The sequence below is a fragment of the Kitasatospora aureofaciens genome, from assembly GCF_019192735.1.
In the GTDB taxonomy this organism is placed as follows: Bacteria; Actinomycetota; Actinomycetes; order Streptomycetales; family Streptomycetaceae; genus Kitasatospora; species Kitasatospora aureofaciens_A.
Genome location: NZ_JAHTKP010000006.1, coordinates 34,652 through 55,507, shown reverse-complemented (window position 1 = coordinate 55,507; position 20,856 = coordinate 34,652). Strand labels below are relative to the sequence as shown.

The 20,856-nt window shown below is 73.5% G+C and carries 16 protein-coding genes; 6 read left to right on the top strand and 10 right to left on the bottom strand.

The genetic code is table 11. The annotated features are described in order from the left end of the window. The first annotated feature begins 99 nt into the window (after positions 1-99). The 6 genes from KV557_RS08735 (at position 100) to KV557_RS08710 (ending at position 8,454) form a co-directional block, all read left to right on the top strand. Positions 100-1,848 (top strand): sensor histidine kinase, encoded by a 1,749-nt coding sequence (locus KV557_RS08735; RefSeq protein ID WP_218199199.1) that lies wholly within the window; start codon positions 100-102, stop codon positions 1,846-1,848. Next, positions 1,845-2,597, top strand: coding sequence for a response regulator (locus tag KV557_RS08730; RefSeq protein ID WP_218199198.1), 753 nt, complete (start codon positions 1,845-1,847; stop codon positions 2,595-2,597). Before KV557_RS08735 ends, KV557_RS08730 begins: the two co-directional genes overlap by 4 nt. 190 nt (positions 2,598-2,787) lie before the next feature. Next, positions 2,788-4,287 (top strand): diaminobutyrate--2-oxoglutarate transaminase, encoded by a 1,500-nt coding sequence (locus KV557_RS08725; protein WP_218199197.1) that lies wholly within the window; start codon positions 2,788-2,790, stop codon positions 4,285-4,287. After that, positions 4,284-5,828 carry a pyridoxal phosphate-dependent decarboxylase family protein gene (locus KV557_RS08720; RefSeq protein WP_218199196.1) on the top strand — a complete coding sequence of 515 codons (1,545 nt, stop codon included), beginning with the start codon at positions 4,284-4,286 and terminating at the stop codon, positions 5,826-5,828. Before KV557_RS08725 ends, KV557_RS08720 begins: the two co-directional genes overlap by 4 nt. 566 nt (positions 5,829-6,394) lie before the next feature. After that, positions 6,395-7,126, top strand: coding sequence for a tRNA-dependent cyclodipeptide synthase (locus tag KV557_RS08715; protein WP_218199195.1), 732 nt, complete (start codon positions 6,395-6,397; stop codon positions 7,124-7,126). A 29-nt stretch (positions 7,127-7,155) separates the two neighbouring features. After that, positions 7,156-8,454 (top strand): cytochrome P450, encoded by a 1,299-nt coding sequence (locus KV557_RS08710; RefSeq protein ID WP_218199194.1) that lies wholly within the window; start codon positions 7,156-7,158, stop codon positions 8,452-8,454. 21 nt (positions 8,455-8,475) lie between these two features. Here KV557_RS08710 and KV557_RS08705 read toward each other — a convergent pair whose 3' ends face one another. The 10 genes from KV557_RS08705 to KV557_RS08660 form a co-directional block, all read right to left on the bottom strand. Further along, positions 8,476-9,273 carry an inositol monophosphatase family protein gene (locus KV557_RS08705; RefSeq protein WP_256177156.1) on the bottom strand — a complete coding sequence of 266 codons (798 nt, stop codon included), beginning with the start codon at positions 9,271-9,273 and terminating at the stop codon, positions 8,476-8,478. Between the two features lie 228 nt (positions 9,274-9,501). Continuing rightward, positions 9,502-10,704, bottom strand: coding sequence for a type III PLP-dependent enzyme (locus tag KV557_RS08700; protein WP_218199192.1), 1,203 nt, complete (start codon positions 10,702-10,704; stop codon positions 9,502-9,504). After that, complete coding sequence (locus KV557_RS08695) at positions 10,701-12,407, bottom strand: IucA/IucC family protein (protein ID WP_218199191.1); 1,707 nt, start codon at positions 12,405-12,407, stop codon at positions 10,701-10,703. The genes KV557_RS08700 and KV557_RS08695 overlap by 4 nt, the downstream gene beginning before the upstream one ends. Further along, the gene (locus tag KV557_RS08690) at positions 12,404-13,654 is read right to left on the bottom strand and encodes an MFS transporter (RefSeq protein ID WP_218199190.1); all 1,251 of its coding nucleotides are present in this window, start codon (positions 13,652-13,654) and stop codon (positions 12,404-12,406) included. Before KV557_RS08690 ends, KV557_RS08695 begins: the two co-directional genes overlap by 4 nt. Beyond that, the gene (locus KV557_RS08685; protein WP_308129814.1) at positions 13,651-15,426 is read right to left on the bottom strand and encodes an IucA/IucC family protein; all 1,776 of its coding nucleotides are present in this window, start codon (positions 15,424-15,426) and stop codon (positions 13,651-13,653) included. The genes KV557_RS08690 and KV557_RS08685 overlap by 4 nt, the downstream gene beginning before the upstream one ends. Further along, positions 15,423-16,631, bottom strand: coding sequence for an ATP-grasp domain-containing protein (locus KV557_RS08680; RefSeq protein ID WP_218199188.1), 1,209 nt, complete (start codon positions 16,629-16,631; stop codon positions 15,423-15,425). The genes KV557_RS08685 and KV557_RS08680 overlap by 4 nt, the downstream gene beginning before the upstream one ends. A gap of 116 nt (positions 16,632-16,747) precedes the next feature. Then, positions 16,748-17,761 (bottom strand): ABC transporter substrate-binding protein, encoded by a 1,014-nt coding sequence (locus KV557_RS08675; protein WP_218199187.1) that lies wholly within the window; start codon positions 17,759-17,761, stop codon positions 16,748-16,750. Positions 17,762-17,822: 61 nt separating this feature from the next. After that, complete coding sequence (locus KV557_RS08670; RefSeq protein WP_218199186.1) at positions 17,823-18,707, bottom strand: ABC transporter ATP-binding protein; 885 nt, start codon at positions 18,705-18,707, stop codon at positions 17,823-17,825. Then, a complete protein-coding gene (locus tag KV557_RS08665) occupies positions 18,707-19,741 on the bottom strand; it encodes a FecCD family ABC transporter permease (protein WP_218199185.1) in 1,035 nt (344 codons plus the stop codon). Before KV557_RS08665 ends, KV557_RS08670 begins: the two co-directional genes overlap by 1 nt. Further along, positions 19,738-20,703 carry a FecCD family ABC transporter permease gene (locus KV557_RS08660; protein WP_256177153.1) on the bottom strand — a complete coding sequence of 322 codons (966 nt, stop codon included), beginning with the start codon at positions 20,701-20,703 and terminating at the stop codon, positions 19,738-19,740. Before KV557_RS08660 ends, KV557_RS08665 begins: the two co-directional genes overlap by 4 nt. Positions 20,704-20,856 lie beyond the last annotated feature (153 nt).

The window sequence follows — 20,856 nt, the reverse complement described above, 5'->3', positions numbered from 1 at the left end:
GCGTTCATAGAGTTCACGATCGGCTGAGCTGCCGTCGAGGTCCTGCAGGCGGGATCGCACCTCTGGGGGTGCGCGCGGACGTGGTGCACACTGGCAGGCATGTCCGTGCGCACCCCCACCGCCCCGCGCCGACTGCTCCTCGCCCCGCGCCGGCTGGTCCGCAGTCTGGCCGGGCAGCTGTTCGTCGTACAGGTGGTCATCGTCGCCGCCGTGGTGGCGGGCGGCGCCGTGCTCGCGTACCTCTTCACCGCCGACCGCACCGAGGCCGCGGCCCGCCGCGAGGTGACCGCCGTCGCCCACTCGGTCGCCGACTCGCCGACCGTCCGGACCGCCGTCACCGGGCCGGACCCGACGGCGGTGCTCCAGCCCTACGTCGAGCAGGTGCGCGCGGACACCGGGGTCTCGTTCATCACGGTCATGAACACCGACGGCGTGCGCTGGACCCACCCGTTGCCGGACCAGATCGGCAAGCGCTTCCTCGGGCACATCGACTGGGCGCTCGCGGGCGAGACCCGCAGCGAGACGTACACCGGCACGCTCGGGCCCTCCGTGCGCGTGGTCACCCCGGTCCTGGACGACCGGCACCGGGTGATCGCGCTGGTCAGCGCGGGCCTCACGGTGGAGAGCATCTCCGCACAGCTGAGCGGCCCGCTGCTGGCCCTGGCCGGGGTGGCGGTGGCCGCGCTCGCGGTCGGCGGCGCCGGTACGTACCTGGCCAACTCCCGGCTGCGACGGCATACTCACGGCATGGGGCCGGCCGAGCTCAGCCACGTCTACGAGTACCACCAGGCGACCCTGCACTCGGTGCGCGAGGGCCTGGTCCTGCTCGACCGGACGCACCGGGTGGTGCTGTGCAACGACGCCGCCCGTGAACTCCTCGGCCTGGCGGGGGAGGTGGAGGGTCGGCCGGTGGCGGAGCTGGGCCTGCCGGAGACGCTGGTGGCCGCCGTGCTCGGCGACGAGCCGGTGCGCGACGAGGTGCACCTGACCGCCGAGCGGGTGGTGGTGCTCAACACGTCCACCATCGGCACCGGCCTCGGCCGGGTCGTCACCCTCCGCGACCACACCGAACTGCAGTCGCTCAGCGGCGAGTTGGACTCCGTTCGCGGCTTCACCGAGGCGCTCGGCGCCCAGGCGCACGAGGCCGCCAACCGGTTGCACGCGGTCGTCTCGCTGATCGAACTCGGCCGCCACGAACAGGCGGTGGAGTTCGCGACGGCCGAACTCGCGCTCGCCCAGCAGCTCACCGACCGGGTCGTCGCCGCCGTCAGTGAACCCGTCCTGGCCGCGTTGCTGCTCGGCAAGGCAGCCCAAGCGGCCGAGCGGGGCGTGGAGTTGACCCTCACCGAGGACAGCCGGATCGACGACGGCGTGCTGCCGCCCGGCCTCTCCGCCCGGGACCTGATCACCGTGCTCGGAAACCTGATCGACAACGCCGTGGACGCGGCGATCGCCGGGGCCGCCGAGAGTCCTGTCCCGCCGGAGGTCACCGTCACCGCCCGGATCGACGTCGACCGCGGAGAAAACGAGGGCGGAGACATCGACGGCGGAGACATCGACGGGGCCGAGCACCTGGTGCTGCGCGTCGCCGACACCGGAACGGGTATCGACCCAGCCGCCGTCGAGGACGTGTTCCGGCGCGGCTGGAGTACCAAGCAGGACGGTCGCGGCCACGGCCTCGGGCTGGCCCTCGTCGCCCAGGCCGCCCGGCGCAACGGCGGCACCGTCGAGGTCGGCCGGGAGCGGGGTGCGGTGCTCACCGTCCGCCTGCCGCTCGCGGGGCAGGCGGGGCAGGGAAGGCAGGTCGGGCAGGGACTGCCCCTGCAAGGGGCGGGGGCGGCGTCGTGACGGGCGCTTCCGGGGCCGGCGCTTCGGCTCCCGGGATCCCGGTGCTGATCGTCGAGGACGACCCCGTCGCCGCCGCAGCGCACACCCTCTACGTCGAGCGCGAGCCCGGCTTCCACGCCGCCGGGACGGTGCACAGCTGCGCGGACGCGCTGCGCTTCCTGGAGCGCGCCCGCGCCGCCGGGACGCCCATCGGCCTCACCCTGCTCGACCTCTACCTGCCGGACGGTCACGGCCTCCAGCTCTGCCGCACGCTGCGCGCCGCCGGCCACACCACCGACGTCATCGCGGTGACCTCGGCCCGCGACCTTGCCATGGTCCGGCAGGCGGTCTCGGCGGGGGTTGTTCAGTACCTGCTGAAACCGTTCAGCGCCGCCGCCCTGCACGACCGCCTCGAACGCTACGCCCGCTACCGCGACACCCTCGGCCGGACCGGGGAGGCGACCGGCCAGGACGAGGTGGACCAGGCGCTCGCCCTGCTCCGTACGGCCGAGCGCAGCGCCCTCCCCAAGGGGCTCAGCGCGCCCACCCTGGACACCGTCGCCGGCGTGCTGCGCGAGGCCTCGACCGGCCTGTCGGCAGCTGCCGCGGGCGCCGCCGCCGGGGTCTCGCGGATCACCGCCCGCCGGTACCTGGAGCACCTCGTCGACACGGGGCTCGCGGCGCGCGAGCCGCAGTACGGGAGTGTCGGGCGGCCGGAGCTCTGCTACCGGTGGAAGGGGGACGGGGCGACGGCGGGGCGCCGGGGCTGACAGCGGTCGCGTCGGGGCTGACAGTCGGGGCTGACAAGGGAAGCGGTGGCATGCGTGACCTTTCGGCCGTGCGCTCGTTGGAACAGCGGGGGCTGTTCACCCGGTCGGGTGGTTCTGGGTGCCCCCGAGGCAATCGGCCAGGTCAGGGGCGATAAAGTTAGGCTTACCTAACTTCTTCTGGGGGTTCGTCTTGTCGCTCGCCACCGTTCCCGCCCAGGCCCCCGGCGAGGCCGTCCTGCGCCGCCAGCGCGTCCGCGAGTCCGCCGCCCGGACGTACGCCCGGTCCTTCCCGATCGTCCCCGTCCGGGCGAACGGCATGACCGTCGAGGGCGCGGACGGGCGGCGCTACCTCGACTGCCTCTCCGGCGCCGGGACGCTCGCCCTCGGGCACAACCACCCCGTGGTGCTCGAGGCGATCCGCCGAACCCTCGACAGCGGGGCGCCGCTGCACCTGCTCGACCTCGCCACCGCCGAGAAGGACGATTTCACCACCGCCCTGTTCGAGAGCCTCCCCGAGGAGTTCGCCGCCCGCGCCCGCGTGCATTTCTGCGGACCGGCCGGGACCGACGCCGTCGAGGCCGCGCTCAAACTGATGCAGACCGCCACCGGCCGCTCCAGCGCCCTCGCCTTCACCGGCGGCTACCACGGCATGACCGCCGGCGCCCTCGCGCTCACCGGCAACGTCGCCGTCAAGGAGCCGCTGCCGAGCGGCGGCGAGGTCGTCCGGCTGCCCTACCCCTATGGCTACCGCTGCCCGTTCGGCGTCGGCGGCGACGCGGGCGCCGACCTCGCCGCCACCTACGTCGAACGGCTGCTGGACGACCCCTCCGGCGGCGTCGTCACCCCCGCCGCGATGATCCTGGAGGCCGTCCAGGGCGAGGGCGGCGTCGTCCCCGCCCCCGACGGCTGGCTGCGCGAGATGCGCCGGATCACCGCCGAACGCGGCATCCCGCTGATCGTCGACGAGGTGCAGACCGGCGTCGGCCGCACCGGCGCGATGTGGGCCGTCGAGCACAGCGGCATCGTCCCGGACGCCATGGTGCTGTCCAAGGCCATCGGCGGCAGCCTGCCGCTCGCCGTCGTCGTCTACCGCGAGGACTACGACGGCTGGCGGCCCGGCGCCCACACCGGCACCTTCCGCGGCAACACCCTCGCCATGGCCGCCGGTGCCGCCACCCTCCGGTACGTCGCCGCCCACGGGCTCGCCGAGCGCGCCGCCGTGGTCGGTGACCGGATGGCCGCCCGGCTGCGCGACCTCGCCACCGAACTGCCGGTCATCGGGGACGTTCGCGGGCGCGGCCTGATGCTCGGCGTCGAACTCGTCGACCCCACCGCGGAACCCGACGCCTGCGGTGCCCGGCCGGCCGACCACACGTTCGCCGTGCGGGTGCGCGAGGCATGCCTGGCGCGCGGCCTGATCGTCGAACTCGGCGGCCGGCATGACGCGGTGCTGCGGCTGCTTCCGCCGCTCACCATGACGGACGAGCAGGCCGCCGCCGTGTTCGACCGGCTCGCCGACGCGATCGGTGCTGCGGCTGCGGGCGAGGGTGCAGGCGGGGCCGCAGGTAGGGGTGGGGCCGCGGGCGGGGGGCGGAATGCCGCGCGGGGTACTGCCCGGGGCTCCGTCCAGGCTGCCGCTCGGGATTCAGTCCGGGACTCCGCCCGGGACTCTGCCCGGGACGCCGGATGAGCGGCGGCGCGGGCACCGGTTCAGGGCACGGCTCCGAGTCCGACTCCGACCCCGAACTGCCCGGCAGTGCGGTCCCGTTGGACGCCCTCGCGGGCGGCGCCGGCGGGCCGGGCGCGCTCGGCCCGCTGCTCGCCACCGTCCTCGACGCCCTCGACACCGGCACCGGCCTGCGCGCCGGACCGCTGCCCGCCGGAAGCCCCGCCGAGCTCGCCGCCCTGGTCGCCGACGGCCTCGCCGGCGCTCACGGCCGCGGCGCCCTCGCCCGGCTCACCGAACTCCTCGCCTACGGTGCCGCCGACCCCGCCGACCCGGCCTGCGCCGCCCACCTGCACTGCCCGCCGCTCGCCGTGGCCGCCGCCGCCGACCTCGCCGTCAGTGCCCTCAACCCCTCCCAGGACTCCTGGGACCAGGCCCCCGCCGCCACTGCCCTGGAAACCGCGCTCCTCGCCGAACTCGCCGCCCTGGTCGGCTACGACCCCGCCCGCGCGGCCGGCGTCCTCACCTCCGGCGGTACCGAGTCCAACTTCATGGGCCTCATGCTGGCGCGCGACCAGAAGCTGGACGGCATCGTCGAGTTGGACGGAATCCCGGCCGGCGCCAGCCCGCGCATCATCGCCTCGGAGGCCGCCCACTTCTCCGTCCAACGCGCCGCCGCCCTGCTCGGTCTCGGCGAACGGGCCGTCGTCGCCGTCCAGGTCGACCGCCAACTCCGCATGGACCCGGTCGCGTTGGAACGCGCGCTCGCCGAGAACAGCTGGGCCGGACACACCCCGATCGCCGTCGTCGCCACCGCGGGCACCACCGACACCGGCGCGATCGACCCGCTGCACACCGCCGCCGACCTCGCCACCCGCTACGGCGCCTGGCTGCACGTCGACGCCGCGTACGGCGGCGGCGCCCTGCTCTCCGACCGGCTCGCCCCGCTCCTCGACGGCATCGCCCGTGCCGACTCGGTCTCCCTCGACTGGCACAAACTCGGCTGGCAACCCGCCGCCGCCGGCGTCTTCCTGGTCCGCCGGGCCGAGACGTACGTCTCCCTCGCCCGCCGCGCCGAGTACCTCAACCCCGTCGACGACGAACGCGCCGGCTACCCCAGCCTGCTCGGCCGCTCGCTGCGCACCACCCGGCGCGCCGACGCCTTCAAACTCGCCGTCACCCTGCGCACCCTCGGCCGCGACGGACTCGGCCGCCTCGTCGACGCCTGCCATGACCTCGCCCATGCCGCCGCCGGCGCCGTCCGCGCCGAACCGTCCCTGGAACTCCACGGCGAGCCCGTCCTGACCACGGTCGTGTTCCGCTTCCGGCCGTCGGAGGCGACGGACGAGGCGGCCGTCGACGAACTCAACGGCCAGCTGCGACGGTTGCTGCTGCGCACCGGGCGGGCGGTGGTCGGGCGCACCGAACTGCCGGGGGACGGGCCCGGCCGGGTCCGGCTGAAGCTGACCCTGCTCAACCCGCATGCCACGGTGGGGGAGGTCCGCGCGGTGCTGCGCGAGGTCGTCAAGGCGGGGCGCAAGGTCGCGGGGGAGCGGGCGAGTTAGGTCGGTCGGCACCGGCTCCGGCTCCGGCTCTGGCATCTGCTTCCGTTGCTGCTCCCGTTTCTGTCTCTGCCTCCGCCTCGCTTCTGCTTCGTACAAGGCCATGTGTGTGGGGTCGTTCACGTGCTTCCAAAACAAGTCCCTCTTTCAGTAGGGACCTTGGAGGAAGCCACACTGGCGTGAGAGGCTGGCCGGGCGATATCCCGCCGCGACCGGAAAGCGTCCGTGGACATACCGACGCAGGGGAGTACAGGCTGATTCCGGCCGCGCGGTGATCACATTTCGCCAACCCCGGGGCAGGACTTGCGGAGATCCCGAACGGCGGCGGTAACTTCATGTGGTCGCAGCCCCACCATGCGCACACGGCACTCCGGGGCAGGCCGCCTGACCAGGCGCGCGTCATCCACCGTGGTGAGCTCCCCCTTACATCCGGGTGAACTCCGCCTACCCGCCGTGCACTTCTGTGAATCCCGGTAAATCCCCATGAACACCGTCCTGCGACCACTGCTGCGATGCGGAGGCAAGGCATGCGCGAAACCCTCCCGGACGAAAGCCCGATAACCACTCCCATGACCGGTCCGACGGCTGCCTACGAGGCACTTCCCTACTCCCGCCGGTGCCACGAGATCTGGCGGCGCGGGGAGCACCTGCTCATCGGCGTCAGCCCGGGCAACAGCTATTTCAGTCACCGTCGGATCGCCGAACTCATCGGGTGGGGGCGGAAGTTCTTCGAAAGGATCGACATCGTCTACGCCGACCTGCACGTCGGTGCCCAGTACGAGACCTTCGGCTACACCCCCGAACACGCCGAGCGCCGCGCCCTCAAGGAGGTCAAGGCCACCGCCCGCCGGATCGAGCGCGGCGTCGAGGAGGCCGGCCGCCAGGAGGACGTCCGGGTGCACGCCCTCTCCTCCTTCACCGGCGAACCGGCCTACCGGCGGCTGCACTCACAGACCGTCGAGGCGCTCCGGACCGACCGGGTGTTCCGCGAGGCCGCCGAGGGCATGGCCCGCGGCTTCCTGGCAGCCCGGCTGGACGAGGGCCTCGCGCCCAGCGAACCCCAACTCGCCGCCGGACTCCGGTACATCGCCGCCGAACTGCCGTTCTTCCTGGACACCCCGGCGCTGCTCGGCGTGCCGTCCTCCGTCAGCTGCTATCACCTGGAACTCCCGCTCACCCCGGTCCTGTTCGGCCGTGACGAAGGCCTGCGCGCGGTGCCCGGCCAGGCCTACGCGGTGGTCCGCCCGGCCGCGACGCTGGCGGCCACCGCCGACTCTGTTGTGCCCGCCCGCGCCGCGTAGTTGACCATCCCCCCAGAGGAGCCACACCCATGACCGTGACCGATCCGGTAACCACCGATGACGCGGTAACCACCGATGACGCGGTAACCACCGATGACGCGGTAACCACCGATGACGCGGTGATCGCCGATGATGCGGTGACCACCGACGTCACCTTCCCGTTGCCGCGAAGAGGCGACGTCCTGCCCGTGGAGGCGAGCCGGCTGCGTGAGAAGCAGCCGATCGCCAAAGTCCGTACCCTGACCGGCGATCCGGCCTGGCTGGTCAGCAGCTACGCGCTGGCCAAGCAGGTGCTGGAGGACGAGCGGTTCAGCCTCAAGGACACCGCCAACCCCGGCGTCCCCCGCCAGTACGCGCTGACCATCCCGCCGGAGGTGGTCAACAACATGGGCAACATCAACAGCGCCGGGCTGCGCAACGCCGTCATGAAGACGCTCTCCCCGCGCGCCGACAAGGAACTCGACGGCTGGCTCCAGGCCGAGGCCCACCGGCTGATCGACGCGCTGGTCGCGCACGGCGCCCCCGGCGAACTGCGGGACGGCTTCACCGAGCCCTACTCCGCCGCCCTGCACTGCCGGTTGCTCGGCATCCCGGCCGACGACTGGCGGCGGCTGATGGCCGGCATCGACGTCGCCTTCCTCACCAGCCCGGTGCCCTTCGCGGGCTCGACTCCCAACTGGTACAAGGACCTCGGCTACATGCTCGGGCGGCTCAACGCAGACCCGGAACCGGTGGACGGCCTGCTCGGACGGTTCGCCGTGCTGCGCCGCTCCCCGGACGTCTCCGACCGGGTCAGCGACGAACTCCTCGCCACCGTCGCCCTGTCGCTGTTCGGCGCGGGCGCGGTGTCGACCTCGTCGTTCCTGCTGAACGCGATCATCTACCTGTGCGAGCAGCCCGAACTCGCCGACCGGCTGCGGCGGGAGCCCGCGCTGATCGGGCGCGCGGTGGACGAGCTGCTGCGGGTCAACCTGTCGATCGGCGACGCCCTGCCGCGGATCGCGCTCGCGGACGTGCGGGTGGGCGACGTGCTGGTGAAGGAGGGCGAGCTGGTGCTCGTCCTGGTCGAGGGCGCCAACTACGACCCGGCGGTGTTCCCGGACCCGGAGCGGATCGACTTCGACCGGACGAGCAACCCGCACCTCGCGTTCGGCGCGGGCCGCCACTTCTGCCCGGCCTCGGCGCTCGGCCGCACGCACGCCGAGATCGCGATCACGGCGCTCGTGGAGCGGCTGCCGGGCCTGCGGCTCGCCCTGCCGGTGGAGCAACTGGCCTGGCGGCCGGGGTTCATCAAGCGACTGCCGGAGCGGCTGCCGGTGGTGTGGTGACCCGCCGCACGGGGGTGGTCGTCAGTCGCCCATGAGGACGGCGCGGGTGAGCTCCCAGGTCGCCGGGTCGGCGGCGACGAGCAGGCCGTCCTCGCCGCCCGGGGCCTCGGGGCGGTAGGGGCGGCCGTCCAGGCGGGCGGCGACGCCGCCGGCCTCGGTGAGGAGCAGGGAGCCGGGGGCGTGGTCCCAGGGGAGGGTGCGCCAGTACAGGATGAAGTCGAACCGGCCCTCGACGACGTCCGGGTACTCGATCCCGGCGGCGCTCCGGCCGGGGGAGACCTCGCCGAAGGCCGAGCTGTTGGCCTCCAGGCGGCGGCGGTGGTCCGGGTCGAGGAAGCGGCTCTTCAGGATGCCGGTCAGCTTCCCGGCGTCGGCCGGTGCGGGCGCGCGGGTGAGGCGGACGTCGTCGCGCCAGGCACCGGCGCCCAGTTCGGCGCGGTAGGCGGTGGCGGTGGCGGGCTGCCAGATCCACGAGGCGACGGTCTGTCCGGTGCGGACGAGGGAGCACATCACGGCGTACTCGGGGCGGCCGGCGACGAAGTTGGACGTGCCGTCGACCGGGTCGACCAGCCAGACGGCGGGCTCGGAGTGCAGGGCCCGGGCGAGCGACGGGTCGGCCGCGACGGCCTCCTCGCCGACCACCGGGATGGGGAGCAGTTCGCGCAGCCGCCGTTCGATGATGGCCTCGGCCTCGCGGTCGGCGATCGTCACGACCTCGCCGGGCGCCTTCTCCAGCACCTCGCCGGTGGCCAACGCCCGGAAGCGCGGCTCCACCACCTCGGCCGCGGCCTCGGCGAGGATCTCCGCCACCCTGTCCATCAGCACGTTCGCGCTCCCTTCGCTGCCTATTACTGTCGCACGCCCGTGCGAATGGGTCCTGTGGGGGTGGCGGCCGACAGGTAACAGATGACAGATAACAGATTTCGAAATCTGTCATCTGTCATCTGTTACCTGCTATCTGTTATCTGCTCGGCGCCTCAGGAGCGCCGAAGGTGCGCGAGGTGTCAGAGGTGCACGAGCTACCAGAGGTGCGCGAGGTGCCTTCCGTCAGTCGCCCAGGTAGTGGAAGCCCGGGCGGGGGTGCATCAGGAACTCGTGGTGCGAGATGTTCCATGCGTACGCGCCGGCCATCGTGAACAGCACCCGGTCCGCCGTCCGCAGGCCGTTCGCGCCCTCGGCGGCCCGGGCGAGGACGTCCTTCGGGGTGCAGAGCTGGCCGGCCAGCGTGGCACGGCCGGTGGTGACGGCGGGGCGCGGCCACGGGTGCGGCCAGGCGTCCACCGGCAGCACCTCGAACGGCTGGGAGTGGCCCCGGGTGGCCGGGGTGCGCAGGTGGTGGGTGCCGCCACGGACGACGGCGAAGTCCTCGCCGTGGCTGCGCTTCACGTCCAGCACCTCGGTCGCGTACCAGCCGCAGTACGCCGTCAGCGCGCGGCCGGGCTCGATCCGCAGGGTCAGCCCGGGGTGCGCGCCGAGCAGCTTGGCCAGCCCGTCGCCGAAGGCCGTCCAGTCGAAACGGGCGGCCGGGTCCTCGTAGTCCACGGCCATGCCGCCGCCGACGTTGACCTCGTCGAGCGGGAAGCCGTGCCGCTCGGCCAGGGCGGCCGACCAGCCCACGATCTGCTCCGCGACGGCGAGTTGCTCCGTCGCGGCCAGCCCGCTGGCGAGGTGGGCGTGCACCCCGCGCAGGCGCAGCTGCCGCCCGAGCGGGCCGTCGCCGGTGAGCAGTCGGACGCATGCCTCGGCGCGGTCCGGGTCGAGCCCGAACGGTGTCGGCCGCCCGCCCATCGCGAGCGCCACCGCGTCCAGGGCGCCCGTGCTGACCGGTAGGTTGACCCGCAGCAGCACGTCGACCACCGTGTCCGGCTGCTGCGCGAGGACCGCTGCGAGCCGGTGCAGCTCCTGCTCGCTCTCGACGTGCCAGCGGTGCACGCCGGCCGCGACGGCGGCGGCGATCTCGGTGGGGGTCTTGCCCGGTCCGCCGAAGGCCAGCGGGGCGTCCGGCACGGCCGCCCGTACGTGCGCCAACTCGCCGCCGCTGGACACCTCGTAGCCGTCCACCGCGCCGCGCAGCGCGGCCAGTACCGGCGCCTCCGGGTTGGCCTTGGCGGCGTAGTACAGCTCCACCCGGTCCGGCAGCGCGGCCCGGACGGCGGCGGCGTGCTCGCGCAGCTTGGCCAAGTCGTAGACGTAGGCGGGAAGTTCGTCGGTGGCGAGGGCGGCGACGTGCCAGCGGACGGACTCGGTCATCGGGCGCTCCCAACGGGGACGGGGAAGGGGAGCCGGGCGGCCTCGGCGAGGACCTCTCCGGCCAGCGGCGAGGGCAGCCGGACGTAACCGGCCTCGCGGTCGGCCTTGCGCTCCCAGCGGGTGAGCAGGTTGGCCTTGGCGGGCAGCGGGACCCCGGCGAGCAGCGCGCGCAGCCGCGGCGGGCGGCCGTGGGCGGTCGCGTACTCCTCCAGGGTGTCCCGGACCGCCTGCCAGAGGGCGCTCTCCTGCTCGGGGTGGCGGTCGGCGAGCGCGGCGAGCAGTTCGGCGACGTGGTTGACCAGCAGGCAGTAGACCACCCGGTCCCAGCCGCGCTCGGCGTCGTACGTCATCGGGCCGGCCACCTCGGGCGGCAGGGCGGCGAGCAGTCCGGCGTTGTGCTCGGGGACGAGCTTGGTGCCCTCCAGGTCGCGGAAGAGGACCTGTGCCGGGTGTCCGTCGGTGTCGACGCCGATCAGCACGTTCTGCAGGTGCGGTTCGAGCACCACGCCGTGGTCGAAGTAGGCGGCCAGCACCGGCGGGACGAGCAGCCGCAGGTAGGCGCGCCACCAGTCGAGGGCCCTGCAGCCATCCGAACTCCCGTCCAGTAGGCGGGAGATGTGTGCCGAGCTGGTCGGGTGTTCGGCGGCGACGGCGGCGGCGAGCAGCGGGGTGACGCCGGGCCGGAGCACGTCTGCGAAGCCCTCGCGGACGATCAGTCCGAAGCCCTCGAACAGTGACTGCTCCGGGCGGCCGTCAGCACCGGGCAACGCGAGCGTGCGGAAGGCGGGTTCGCGCAGCATCGCCGCGTCCGGGAAGCGTCGCGCGAGGTCGGCGAGCGCGGGGGCGAGCAGCCAGGTGAGCATGACGGCGCCGGTCAGCTCGTAAGCGGCGTTCTTACGCAGGCAGTTGGTGATGCGGACGTTGAGGCTGAACTTGAGGAAGGCGTCCGCGCCGTGGAGGGTGCGCACCGAGGCGGTGGCGGCGAACTCCTCGCCGCGCGGGCCGAGGTCGAGCACGTCGCCGCGGGCCAGGGCGCCGCGCAACAGTGGGTGGTCGCCGATGAGTTGGTACTGCCAGGGGTGAGCGGGCAGCAGCCGGTACCCGGCCGGCACCTCGCCGAGTCCGTCGAGCAGGGCGGTCGCGGTGTCGTCGAGTGAGTGCTCGGCCAGCAGCTCCTCCCGGACTGCCAGGTGGCGCAGCTGGAACGCGGCCCGCGACTCCGGCGCGTAGCGGCGCCAGTCGCCCCGGGCGGCGGAGCGGGACTTGGGTGCGGGGTGGAAGCGGTGGCCGAACAGCAGGGCCTGCTCGGACTCAAGGTAGCGGTCCACGCCGGAGTCCGGCCGGGCCTCCAGGCCCTCGCGCACGCCGTCGTGGCTGGATGCCACCTGGCCGAGGAACTCCTCGTTCACCGTGCCGGTGCGCAGCTCCAGTTCGCCCTGGACGTGGCCGGCCAGCTCGCACCAGTCCAACTCCTGCCAACCGCTGGCCCGTTCGATCTCGACCGGTCCGGCGAATCGATGTGCGCCGAGCAGGGAGGTGCGGCGCAGCGCGACCCGCAGCAGGACGCCGCGTCGGGGAAGGCGGATCTGCAGCCTCCCGTCGGCGACGGCGGTCTGGTGCTCGGGCGCGGAGACCTCGCGCAGCAGGCAGTTGAGCAGGGTGTGGGCCACCGCTTCGTCGGCGGTGGGCAGTTCGGGGGTCATCGGCGACTCCAACGCTGGCGGGAGGACGGGACGGTGAGTGCGGTGGCCGCGAGGGCGGCCAGCAGGGCGGCGGCGGTGCCGGCCACCACGGGAGCGGCGGCGCCGAATCTGTCGTTGGCCAGCGCGGCGACGGCGCCGGCGGTGACGGCGCCGCCCTTGGAGACGAGTTCGAGGGTGCCGAACATCCGCCCGGGCGCACGGCCCTTGGCGGCTCCGGCGGCGAGCACGGCGAGGCTGACCAGACCGAGCGTGAGCCCGGCGCCCAGCAGTAGGCGGACCGCGACGAACACCGGCAGGGAGTAGGCGACGGCGTGTCCGGCGAGGCCGAGGGTGACGAAGCCGAAGCCGAGGGCGATTCCGGTGTGCGGGTGGGCGTGGAGGACCGCGTGCGTGCGGGCGGCGAACACCAGGTAACACAGGTGCGGCAGGGCGAACAGGACGCCCGTGGTGACGCCGGAGACGCCGGGCAGGCGCTGCTCGGCGAGCGTGATCAGGTAGGGGAGGGAGATCACGGTGGCGAAGACGAAGGTGAACTCGAAGGCGTAGAGCGGCCGCAGGGAGGCCGGTGCAGTGCCCTCGGGCTCGTTCTCCGTCGTGGGGCTGGTGGCACTGATGGTGCTGGACGTGGTGGCCGCAGGCCGGGGCCGGGGCTCGGGCAGCCGCGACAGCAACAGGGCGGCGGCGAGGGGGAGTACGGCCATCACCAGGTACTGCCGGTGCGGGTCGATCCACGGGGACAGCGCGCCGACCAGGATCGGCGCGGCCACCAGCGCGGCGCGTGCGCTGCCCTGCATCAGGGTGAGCGCACGGGAGAGCCGTGGGCCGTCGAGCGCGGCGGCGAGGTAGCCGTTGGTGGCGGCGAAGGTGCCGCCGAGGAAGCCCTGGAGCACCAGCGCGAGGGTGAACGCGGGCAGGCTGTCGGCCGCGCCGGCCACCAGGAACGAGACGGTGAGCCCAAGTTGGGCGCGCAGCAGCAGTCGCTTGCGGCCGAACCGGTCCGCGAGCCGGCCCCACAGCGGAGCGCCGAGCGCGCTGAACACCGTCGGCACGATGTAGAGCACGCCGGCCCAGCGGGCCTGGGAGTCGCCTAGTGCGGGCAGGATCGCGGTCAGGTACGGCGGCAGGCCGAGCGCGGCGAAGGAGGCGACGAAGTAGCAGGCCGCGACGGCGTGGACCTGGCGGCGGCCGAGCTCGCCCGAGCTGTCGACCTCGCTCCCGGACCGCTGCGGCAGGGTGTCCACGCTCATCGCGTGCGGCGGTTCGCCGGACGGTCGTCGGACAGCGGGTAGCCGGGCAACAGGTGGCTGGGCAACAGGTGGCTGGGCAGAAGGTAGTTGGGGCCGCTGGTGTAGTGCTTGTTGATGTCGGCGGCGCCCGAACGCTGCTTGGTGAGCAGGGTCCCGGCGGTGACCATGGCCTTGACCGGCAGCCGCTGGGCGTCCAGCAGGTCCGTCCGCAGTGGGTCGCCCACCGGCCCGAGCCGGTCGACGGCCTCCGTCAGGCGCTTGCGCAACAGGGAGAGGGCATCGCCGAGTTCGGCGCGGTCGTGGTCGGCGAGGCCGAATGCGAGGGAGGCGGTGCAGAGGTGGCCGGTGATGGTGGTGAACAGGTCGGTCAGTGCCCGATCGTCGTCGCCGAAGATCCGCGCGTCATCGAACTCCTCGGGAGAGGGAGCGAGTTCGCCGAGCGTGGCGGCCAGGCGGGCAGTGTGGACGCGGGGGCCGTCGTCGTCCTTGTAGAGCAGGCGCAGGCCCTCCTCGTCGAGGACCAGCGAGGTGTTCTGTTGGTGGGACTCCAGTGCGATGCCGTAGCCGAAGAGCGTGGTCTGCCAGTCGAGCAGCAGCTCCAGCAGGGCGTCGTAGAGGGCGAGCGGGTCGCCGCCGTAGAACCGGTCGGCGAGGTGGTCGAGCACGAGCCGGTCCCCGGGTGCGGGCGCCAGCAGGGCGGCCAGCGGGACGGTGACGGCACGGTCCAGCCCGGCCGGACAGCGGCGCAGCAGGACGGCGAGCAGCTCGTGTCCGGCGTGGGCGAACGTCTGCTCGTCGGCGTGGAGGATCCGTCCGGCGAAGCGCGGTTCGCGGGCCAGCACGGCCTCGATCAGGCGCTGGCCGGCGGCGCCGTCGACCAGCGTGCCCGGCTTGATCGTGCGGCGGTTGAGCCGGCCCAGGCTGGCCGTGGCGAGCGGGAGTTTGAGGTGGCAGACGGGGTCGTCGGCGACGGCGACGGTGCGCATGGAGAGCGTGGGTACGACCGTCAGGTAGGCGCGGTCGGCGAGCACCGCGCGGCCGGCCAGGCCGGTGGTGGCCAGCGCCTCGTCGAGCGGCGCGCCGACGGTGAGCGGGTGGACGGGCAGGGTGGTCCAGCCGTCGCCGGGGCAGGTGTCGCCGAGGCCGAGCCAGGCCGGGGTGGGCCACCAGCTGGGGAGCGGCTGTTCGCCGTGGGTGGTGAGGGCTTCGGTGGGCACGGCGAGCCAGCGCAGCTCGAACGCCGAATGGAACTCCGGTGCGTAGGAGCGCAGTTGGGCGTTGCTGAGACCGGCCCGGCCGCGTGCGGTCGGGTAGACCGGGTGGTCGAGGTAGGCGGCCAGGGTGTCGTGGCCGAGGGTGGCGGCGGGACCGGCCCAGGCGGCCGGGTCGGCGCCGTACAGGTCGGTGAGGCGCGCGTGCACCTCGGGCCGGGCCTGCTCGTGCAGTTCCATGGTGGCGAGGGTCTGGCGGCACTCGTCGGCGAGGGCGGTCCAGCCGGGCCGGTCCTCGGTGTCGGCCAGCTCGGCGAGATTCGCCACAATGGCGTCCAGACCTGCGAGTTCGCGTCCGCCGAGTTCCAGTAGCGGCAGCCGGACAGCGTACTCGGACTGGAACCCCTCGGGAGCGACGGGCACGGCCAGTGCGGCGTCCGGGAGTTCGAGCCACGGTCCGTCCGCTCGCTGCTCGATCGTCCCGCGCGTGCGCAGGCCGAGGACGTCCTCGCGTACGAGCGCGGAGAGCAGGCGCAGGGTGAGCTGCTCGGCGGCGGTCACCGGGTGATCTCCCAGCGGTTGGCGGCGCGGAAGCGGGCGACGACGGCGTCCACGGCTGCCTGGTCGGTACCAACGGCCCATATGACGCCCAGGTAGTCCCGGTTGGTGCGGTAGTGCTCGTGCCGTTCGCCGAGCGGGCGCAGCGGACGGTAGGCGAGCCGCACGCCGTCGCGCTCCTCGTCGTACGGGCCCGGGGCGGCGGTGAGGACGCCGGCCCGGTCGGCGCAGATCACCTCGTTGCGGGCGCGGCGCGGCGTGGCGGCGCACAATTCGCCGAGCCCGGCATGAAGTTCACGTCCGAGGTGGACGCCGAGGATGTGCTCGAAGAGCGGTATGCCGAGGATTTCGGCGAGCATCAGGTCGCACTGGTCGCCGATGGCACGGTAGTTGACCTCGATGATCCGGGCGCGGCCGTCCGGCTGGAGGACGAACTCGGTGTGGCAGGCGCCGAGTCCGACGCCGAGCGCGTCGAGCTGGGCGAGGACCTGGGCGATGACGTCGGCGGGGTGCGCGGGGACGAACTCCAGGACCTCCTCGATGAAGTCCGGGGGAGGGGAGAGCCGGGTGCGGAACCCGCCGAGGACGTGGCGGCGCCGGCCGTCGCCCAGCGTCTCCAGGGTGCACAGCTGCCCGTCCAGGAACTCCTCGACGACCAGCGTGGCGCCGGCCCGGCGGTGCTGGATCTCCTTGCAGCGGAGGGTGAGTTCGGCGGCGTCGGCGACGAGCGTGACGTCCTCGCTCGCGACGCCCTCGCGCGGCTTGACCACGCACGGGAACGGCGGCTCCAGCGCGGTCGGGTCCTGCCCGGGCGCCAACTCGGCCGACCAGACGGTGTCCTGGCCGGTCAGGGCGAGGTGGCGGCGCAGCTGGCCCTTGTCCTTGGCCCGCAGAGCGGCCTTCCAGTCCTTGGCGGGCAGGCCGAAGTACTCGGCGGCCAGGGCGGTCTGGGTCTGCAGGTGGTCGCTGTTGCTGAACACCGCGTCGGGCGCGTGGTGGCGGGAGATCAGGCTGATCACCGCGCGGAAGTCCCGGACGTCGCACTCCAGCACCTCGGGCGCGGTGAACGGGAGGACGGCGTACGCCCACTGGTGGGACTCGGCACTGTCGGTCAGGACGGTGACGTCGAGTCCGAGCCGGGCGGCGGCGGGCAGGAAGCCGGCGGTGACCGAGTCGGTGGGGTTGTGGGCGAGCAGGTAGAGGCGCATGTGGTGGTGGTCCTCGGGGTGGTGGCGGGCGACAAGTGCGACGGCGCGACGAGCAGACCACCGTCGCAACACTCGTCGACGACGGCGGTTGCACGGCGGCTACTGCAGCGCCTCGACTACTTCGGCGCCTCGACGCCCGTGGCCTTGGCAATGTCGCCGAGCATCGCGTCGGCGGCCTGGACGCCGATGCCGGACATCCAGGTCTCGTCCGGAACGGTGAACACCTTGTTGTTCTTGACGGCGTTCAGGCCCTGCCAGACCGGGGTCTGCTGGACCTCGCTCTCCTTGGTCTTGGACGGGTCGTCGGCCGTGGTGACGAACACCAGGTCGGCGTCGGCCTGGTTGATCTGCTCGGCGCTCACCTCGACGATGTTCTTGTCGACGTCCTGGGAGGCCGGGCGGGCCAGGCCGACGTCCTTCAGCACGACGCCGCTGTAGGAGGACTTGGCGTACAGACGGGTCGGGCCGGCCACGAACCGGACCACGGACGTCGTCGGCATCGCGCCGCCGTTCTTCGCCTTGATCGCCTCGCCGAGCTTGGCCGCGCGCGCCTCGTAGTCGGCGAGCGCCTTCTTCGCCTCGTCCTCCTTGCCGAGCGCCTGCGCGTAGAGGGCGAGGTTCTCCTTCCACGGGAAGCCGGTGGTCTCGGCGAGCACGGTCGGCGCGATCGCGTTCAGCTGGTCGTAGACCTTGGCGTGGCGGACCTTGGAGGAGAGGATCAGGTCGGGCTTGAGGGAGGCGATCAGCTCCAGGTTCGGCTCGTTCATCGGGCCGACGTCCTTGGTGTCCTTGATCTTGTCCTTGAGGTAGTTCGGGAAACCGCCCTCGGTCTTCATGTGCGGCGAGACCGCGCCGACCGGCGTGATGCCGAGCAGGGTGACGTCGTCGAGCTCGCCGCTGTCCAGCACCACGACGCGCTTCGGCTGGGCCTTGATCTCGGCGGTTCCGGCGGCGTGCTTGACGCTGCGCGGGAAGACGGCGTTCGAACCGGCGCCGCCGGCGGCGCCGGAAGCGGACGAGGAGGCGGAGTCGCCGTTCGCCTTGGTGCCGTCCCCGTTGCTGCCGCAGGCGGCGAGCAGCGTGGTGGAGAGCGTGACGGCGAGGACGGCGACGGGGAGTCGGCGGTTCATTGGTGTTCCTTGGATCGGGGCGAACGTTCGGGGTGAACGGGGGTGGGGGAAGGGGGGTTGGTCAGACGGCGGCAGCGGAACGAGCACGCGCCCGGGCCCGTGGCACGACCAGCGGCGAGCCGGTCTCCGGGTCGGGCACCACCCGGCACGGCACCTGGAACACGGCCTCGACCAGCTCGGCCGTCAGCACCTCCGCCGGCGGCCCGGCCGCGGCGAGCCGCCCGTCCTTGAGGACGACCAGGTGGTCGGCGTACCGGGCGGCCTGCCCGAGGTCGTGCAGCACCATGACGACGGTGCGCCCGGCCTCCTCGTGCAGGTCAGTGACGAGGTCGAGGACGTCGAGCTGGTGGCGCAGGTCGAGGAAGGTGGTCGGTTCGTCGAGCAGCAGCAGGTCGGTGTCCTGGGCGAGCGCGAGCGCGATCCAGGCGCGCTGGCGCTGCCCGCCGGAGAGCCGGTCGACCTGCTGGTCGCGCAGTTCGGCGGTCCCGGTGCGGGCGAGCGCGTCCTCGACGGCGGCCTGGTCGGCCTTGGACCATGGGCTGAGCATCCGCTGGTGCGGGTACCGGCCGAGCCGCACCAGCGACTCGACGGTGATCGCCTCGGGGGTGACCGGCTGCTGCGGCAGCAGGCCCATCCGCTTGGCGAGCGCCCGGGCGGGCATCCGGTGGATGTCGGAGCCGTCGAGGGTGACGGTGCCGGCGGCCGGTTCGAGGAGGCGCACCAGCCCGCGCAGCAGGGTGGACTTGCCGCACGCGTTGGGTCCGACGATCGCGGTGACGGCGCCGCCGGGCAGTTCGAGGTCGAGCCCATCGACGATCGTGCGGTCGCCGTAGCGCAGGCCGAGGCCGTGGGCGGCGAGGCTGTTGGCGACGGGGTTGTCGGCGACGGGGTTGTTGGGGATGGGGCTGTTGGCGGAGGGGCGGTTGGCTTCCTTGGCGGTGGTCATCAGCTGCTCCTCTGGGGAAGCCGGCCCTGGCGGATCATCAGCACCAGGAGCCAGGGCGCGCCGAGCGTGGCGGTGACGGCACCGACCGGCAGGCCGTGGACGGGGATCACGTGGAGCACGAGGAGGTCGGCACCGAGCAGCAGGACGGCGCCGGTGAGCGCGGTGAGGCCGAGCGTGCCGAGGGTGGATGGCCCGGCGAGCAGCCGGACCAGGTGCGGGACGGCGAGCGCGACGAAGGCGACAGGGCCGGTGAGGGCGGCGGCGAGCGAGGCGAGGGTGATGGTGAGCAGCAGCAGCCACATCCGGTCCCGGCCGGGGTTGAGGCCGAGGCCGCCGGCCGAGTCGTCGCCGAGGTCGAGGACCGCGACGCGCCGCTGGCAGAGCAGCACGGCGACGGCGGTGAGCGCGATGGCGGTGCCGCCGATCCGGACCTCGGTCCAGTTCCGGCCGTAGAGCGAGCCGGTGGTCCACTGCATCGCGGACGCGGCCAGCTCGGCCGGGAACCGTACGATCATCAGGTTCACGGCGGCGGCGAGGCCCTGCTGGAGCGCCAGGCCGACGAGAACCAGCCGCGTGACGCCCATCCGGGAGCGCCAGGCGAAGCCCCCGAGCAGCAGCGCGGCGAGCAGCCCGCCGCCGAGCGCCGCGAGCGGGATCAGCTGCTGGGAGGCGCCGGTGGCGAGCATCAGCACCGCGCCGAAGGACGCGCCGCCGGTGACGCCGATGGTGTCGGGGGAGGCCAGCGGGTTGCGGAAGAGGCGCTGGAGCATCGAGCCGGCCATCGCCAGCCCGGCGCCCGCGATCAGTGCCGACACCACGCGCGGGGCCCGGAACTGCTGCACCACCAGGACGTTCCCGGGCTCGCCCTGTCCGGCGAGGGCGCGCAGCGCGTCCCACACGGACATGCTGACCTGCCCGGTGCCGAGGGCGACGCCGGTCAGGAGCACCAGCAGCGCGGCGGCCAGCACCGACCAGGCGGCGGTCCGGGCGCGGCGGCGGGCGATCACGCCGATCGGGGTGGCGAGCGCGGTCACCGGGCCACCCTCCGCGCCAGCACCGCGAGCAGCGGCGCGCCGAGGAAGGCCGTCACGATCCCGACCTCGATCTCGGACGGGCGGGCCACGAGCCGGCCGAGCACGTCGGCGGCGAGCAGCAGCAGCGGACCGGCGATCAGGCAGCCGGGCAGCAGCCAGCGGTGGTCGTTGCCGAGCAGCGGGCGGACCAGGTGCGGAGCCGCCAGTCCGATGAACGCCACCGGTCCGGCGACGGCGACCGCGCTCCCCGCCAGGAGGACGACGGCCAGCCCGCCGGCCACCCGGATCCGGGCCACCGGCACGCCGAGCGACTGGGCGGCCTCGTCGCCGAGGGCCAGCGCGTTGAGGGCGGGCGAGATCGCGAACGCGCCCAGCAGGCCGACCGCGAGGAAGGGCAGGACTGGGGTGAGCGTGTCCAGCTGTCGCCCGGCGATCGAGCCGGCCAGCCAGAACCGGGCCTCGTCCAGGGTGCGGTGACTGGCCAGCATCAGCGCGGAGGTCCACGAGGTGAGCACGACGGTGAGCACCGTGCCGCCGAGCGCGAGCCGGACCGGGTCGAGGTCCCCGCCGCGCCGGGACATCGCGTACGCGGCGACCGCGGCGACGGCCGCGCCGGCGAAGGCGAACCAGACGTACTGGGCGGGGCGGGCGAGGTCCAGCGCGTAGATCGCGGCGACCACGGCGAGGCTCGCGCCCGCGTTGATGCCGAGCGTGACCGGCGAGGCCAGCGGGTTGCGGGTGACGCCCTGGGTGACCGCCCCGGCCACGCCGAGCGCGGCCCCGACCGCCAGCCCGATGACCGTGCGCGGGACGCGAAGGCCCGTCACGACATCGGCGTCGCCGCCGTGGACGGCGCCGGTCAGGGCATCGGCCACGGTGGACGGCGGAATGGATCGGGCGCCGAGCGCGAGGCTCAGCGCGGCACACAGCGCGAGCGCGCACAGCCCGGCGAGCAGCAGCAACGGCTGCCGTACCGCCGAGGGCCGAGGCGTCGCCGGGGCTGTGGTGGCCGGCGGGTCGGTTCTCAACACAGGTCGATCTTAGGTTAGCTTTGCCTAAGTTCGTCAACTATCGACAATTCGGGCGAATCTCCGATTGGGCTGCTGGGGCCCGGT

Coding starts and splice junctions, on each gene's coding strand:
- KV557_RS08735 (WP_218199199.1), top strand. CDS start 100: ATGTCCGTGCGCACCCCCACCGCCCCGCGCCGACTGCTCCTCGCCCCG.
- KV557_RS08720 (WP_218199196.1), top strand. CDS start 4,284: ATGAGCGGCGGCGCGGGCACCGGTTCAGGGCACGGCTCCGAGTCCGAC.
- KV557_RS08715 (WP_218199195.1), top strand. CDS start 6,395: ATGACCGGTCCGACGGCTGCCTACGAGGCACTTCCCTACTCCCGCCGG.
- KV557_RS08710 (WP_218199194.1), top strand. CDS start 7,156: ATGACCGTGACCGATCCGGTAACCACCGATGACGCGGTAACCACCGAT.
- KV557_RS08705 (WP_256177156.1), bottom strand. CDS start 9,273: ATGGACAGGGTGGCGGAGATCCTCGCCGAGGCCGCGGCCGAGGTGGTG.
- KV557_RS08700 (WP_218199192.1), bottom strand. CDS start 10,704: ATGACCGAGTCCGTCCGCTGGCACGTCGCCGCCCTCGCCACCGACGAA.
- KV557_RS08695 (WP_218199191.1), bottom strand. CDS start 12,407: ATGACCCCCGAACTGCCCACCGCCGACGAAGCGGTGGCCCACACCCTG.
- KV557_RS08690 (WP_218199190.1), bottom strand. CDS start 13,654: ATGAGCGTGGACACCCTGCCGCAGCGGTCCGGGAGCGAGGTCGACAGC.
- KV557_RS08680 (WP_218199188.1), bottom strand. CDS start 16,631: ATGCGCCTCTACCTGCTCGCCCACAACCCCACCGACTCGGTCACCGCC.
- KV557_RS08675 (WP_218199187.1), bottom strand. CDS start 17,761: ATGAACCGCCGACTCCCCGTCGCCGTCCTCGCCGTCACGCTCTCCACC.
- KV557_RS08670 (WP_218199186.1), bottom strand. CDS start 18,707: ATGACCACCGCCAAGGAAGCCAACCGCCCCTCCGCCAACAGCCCCATC.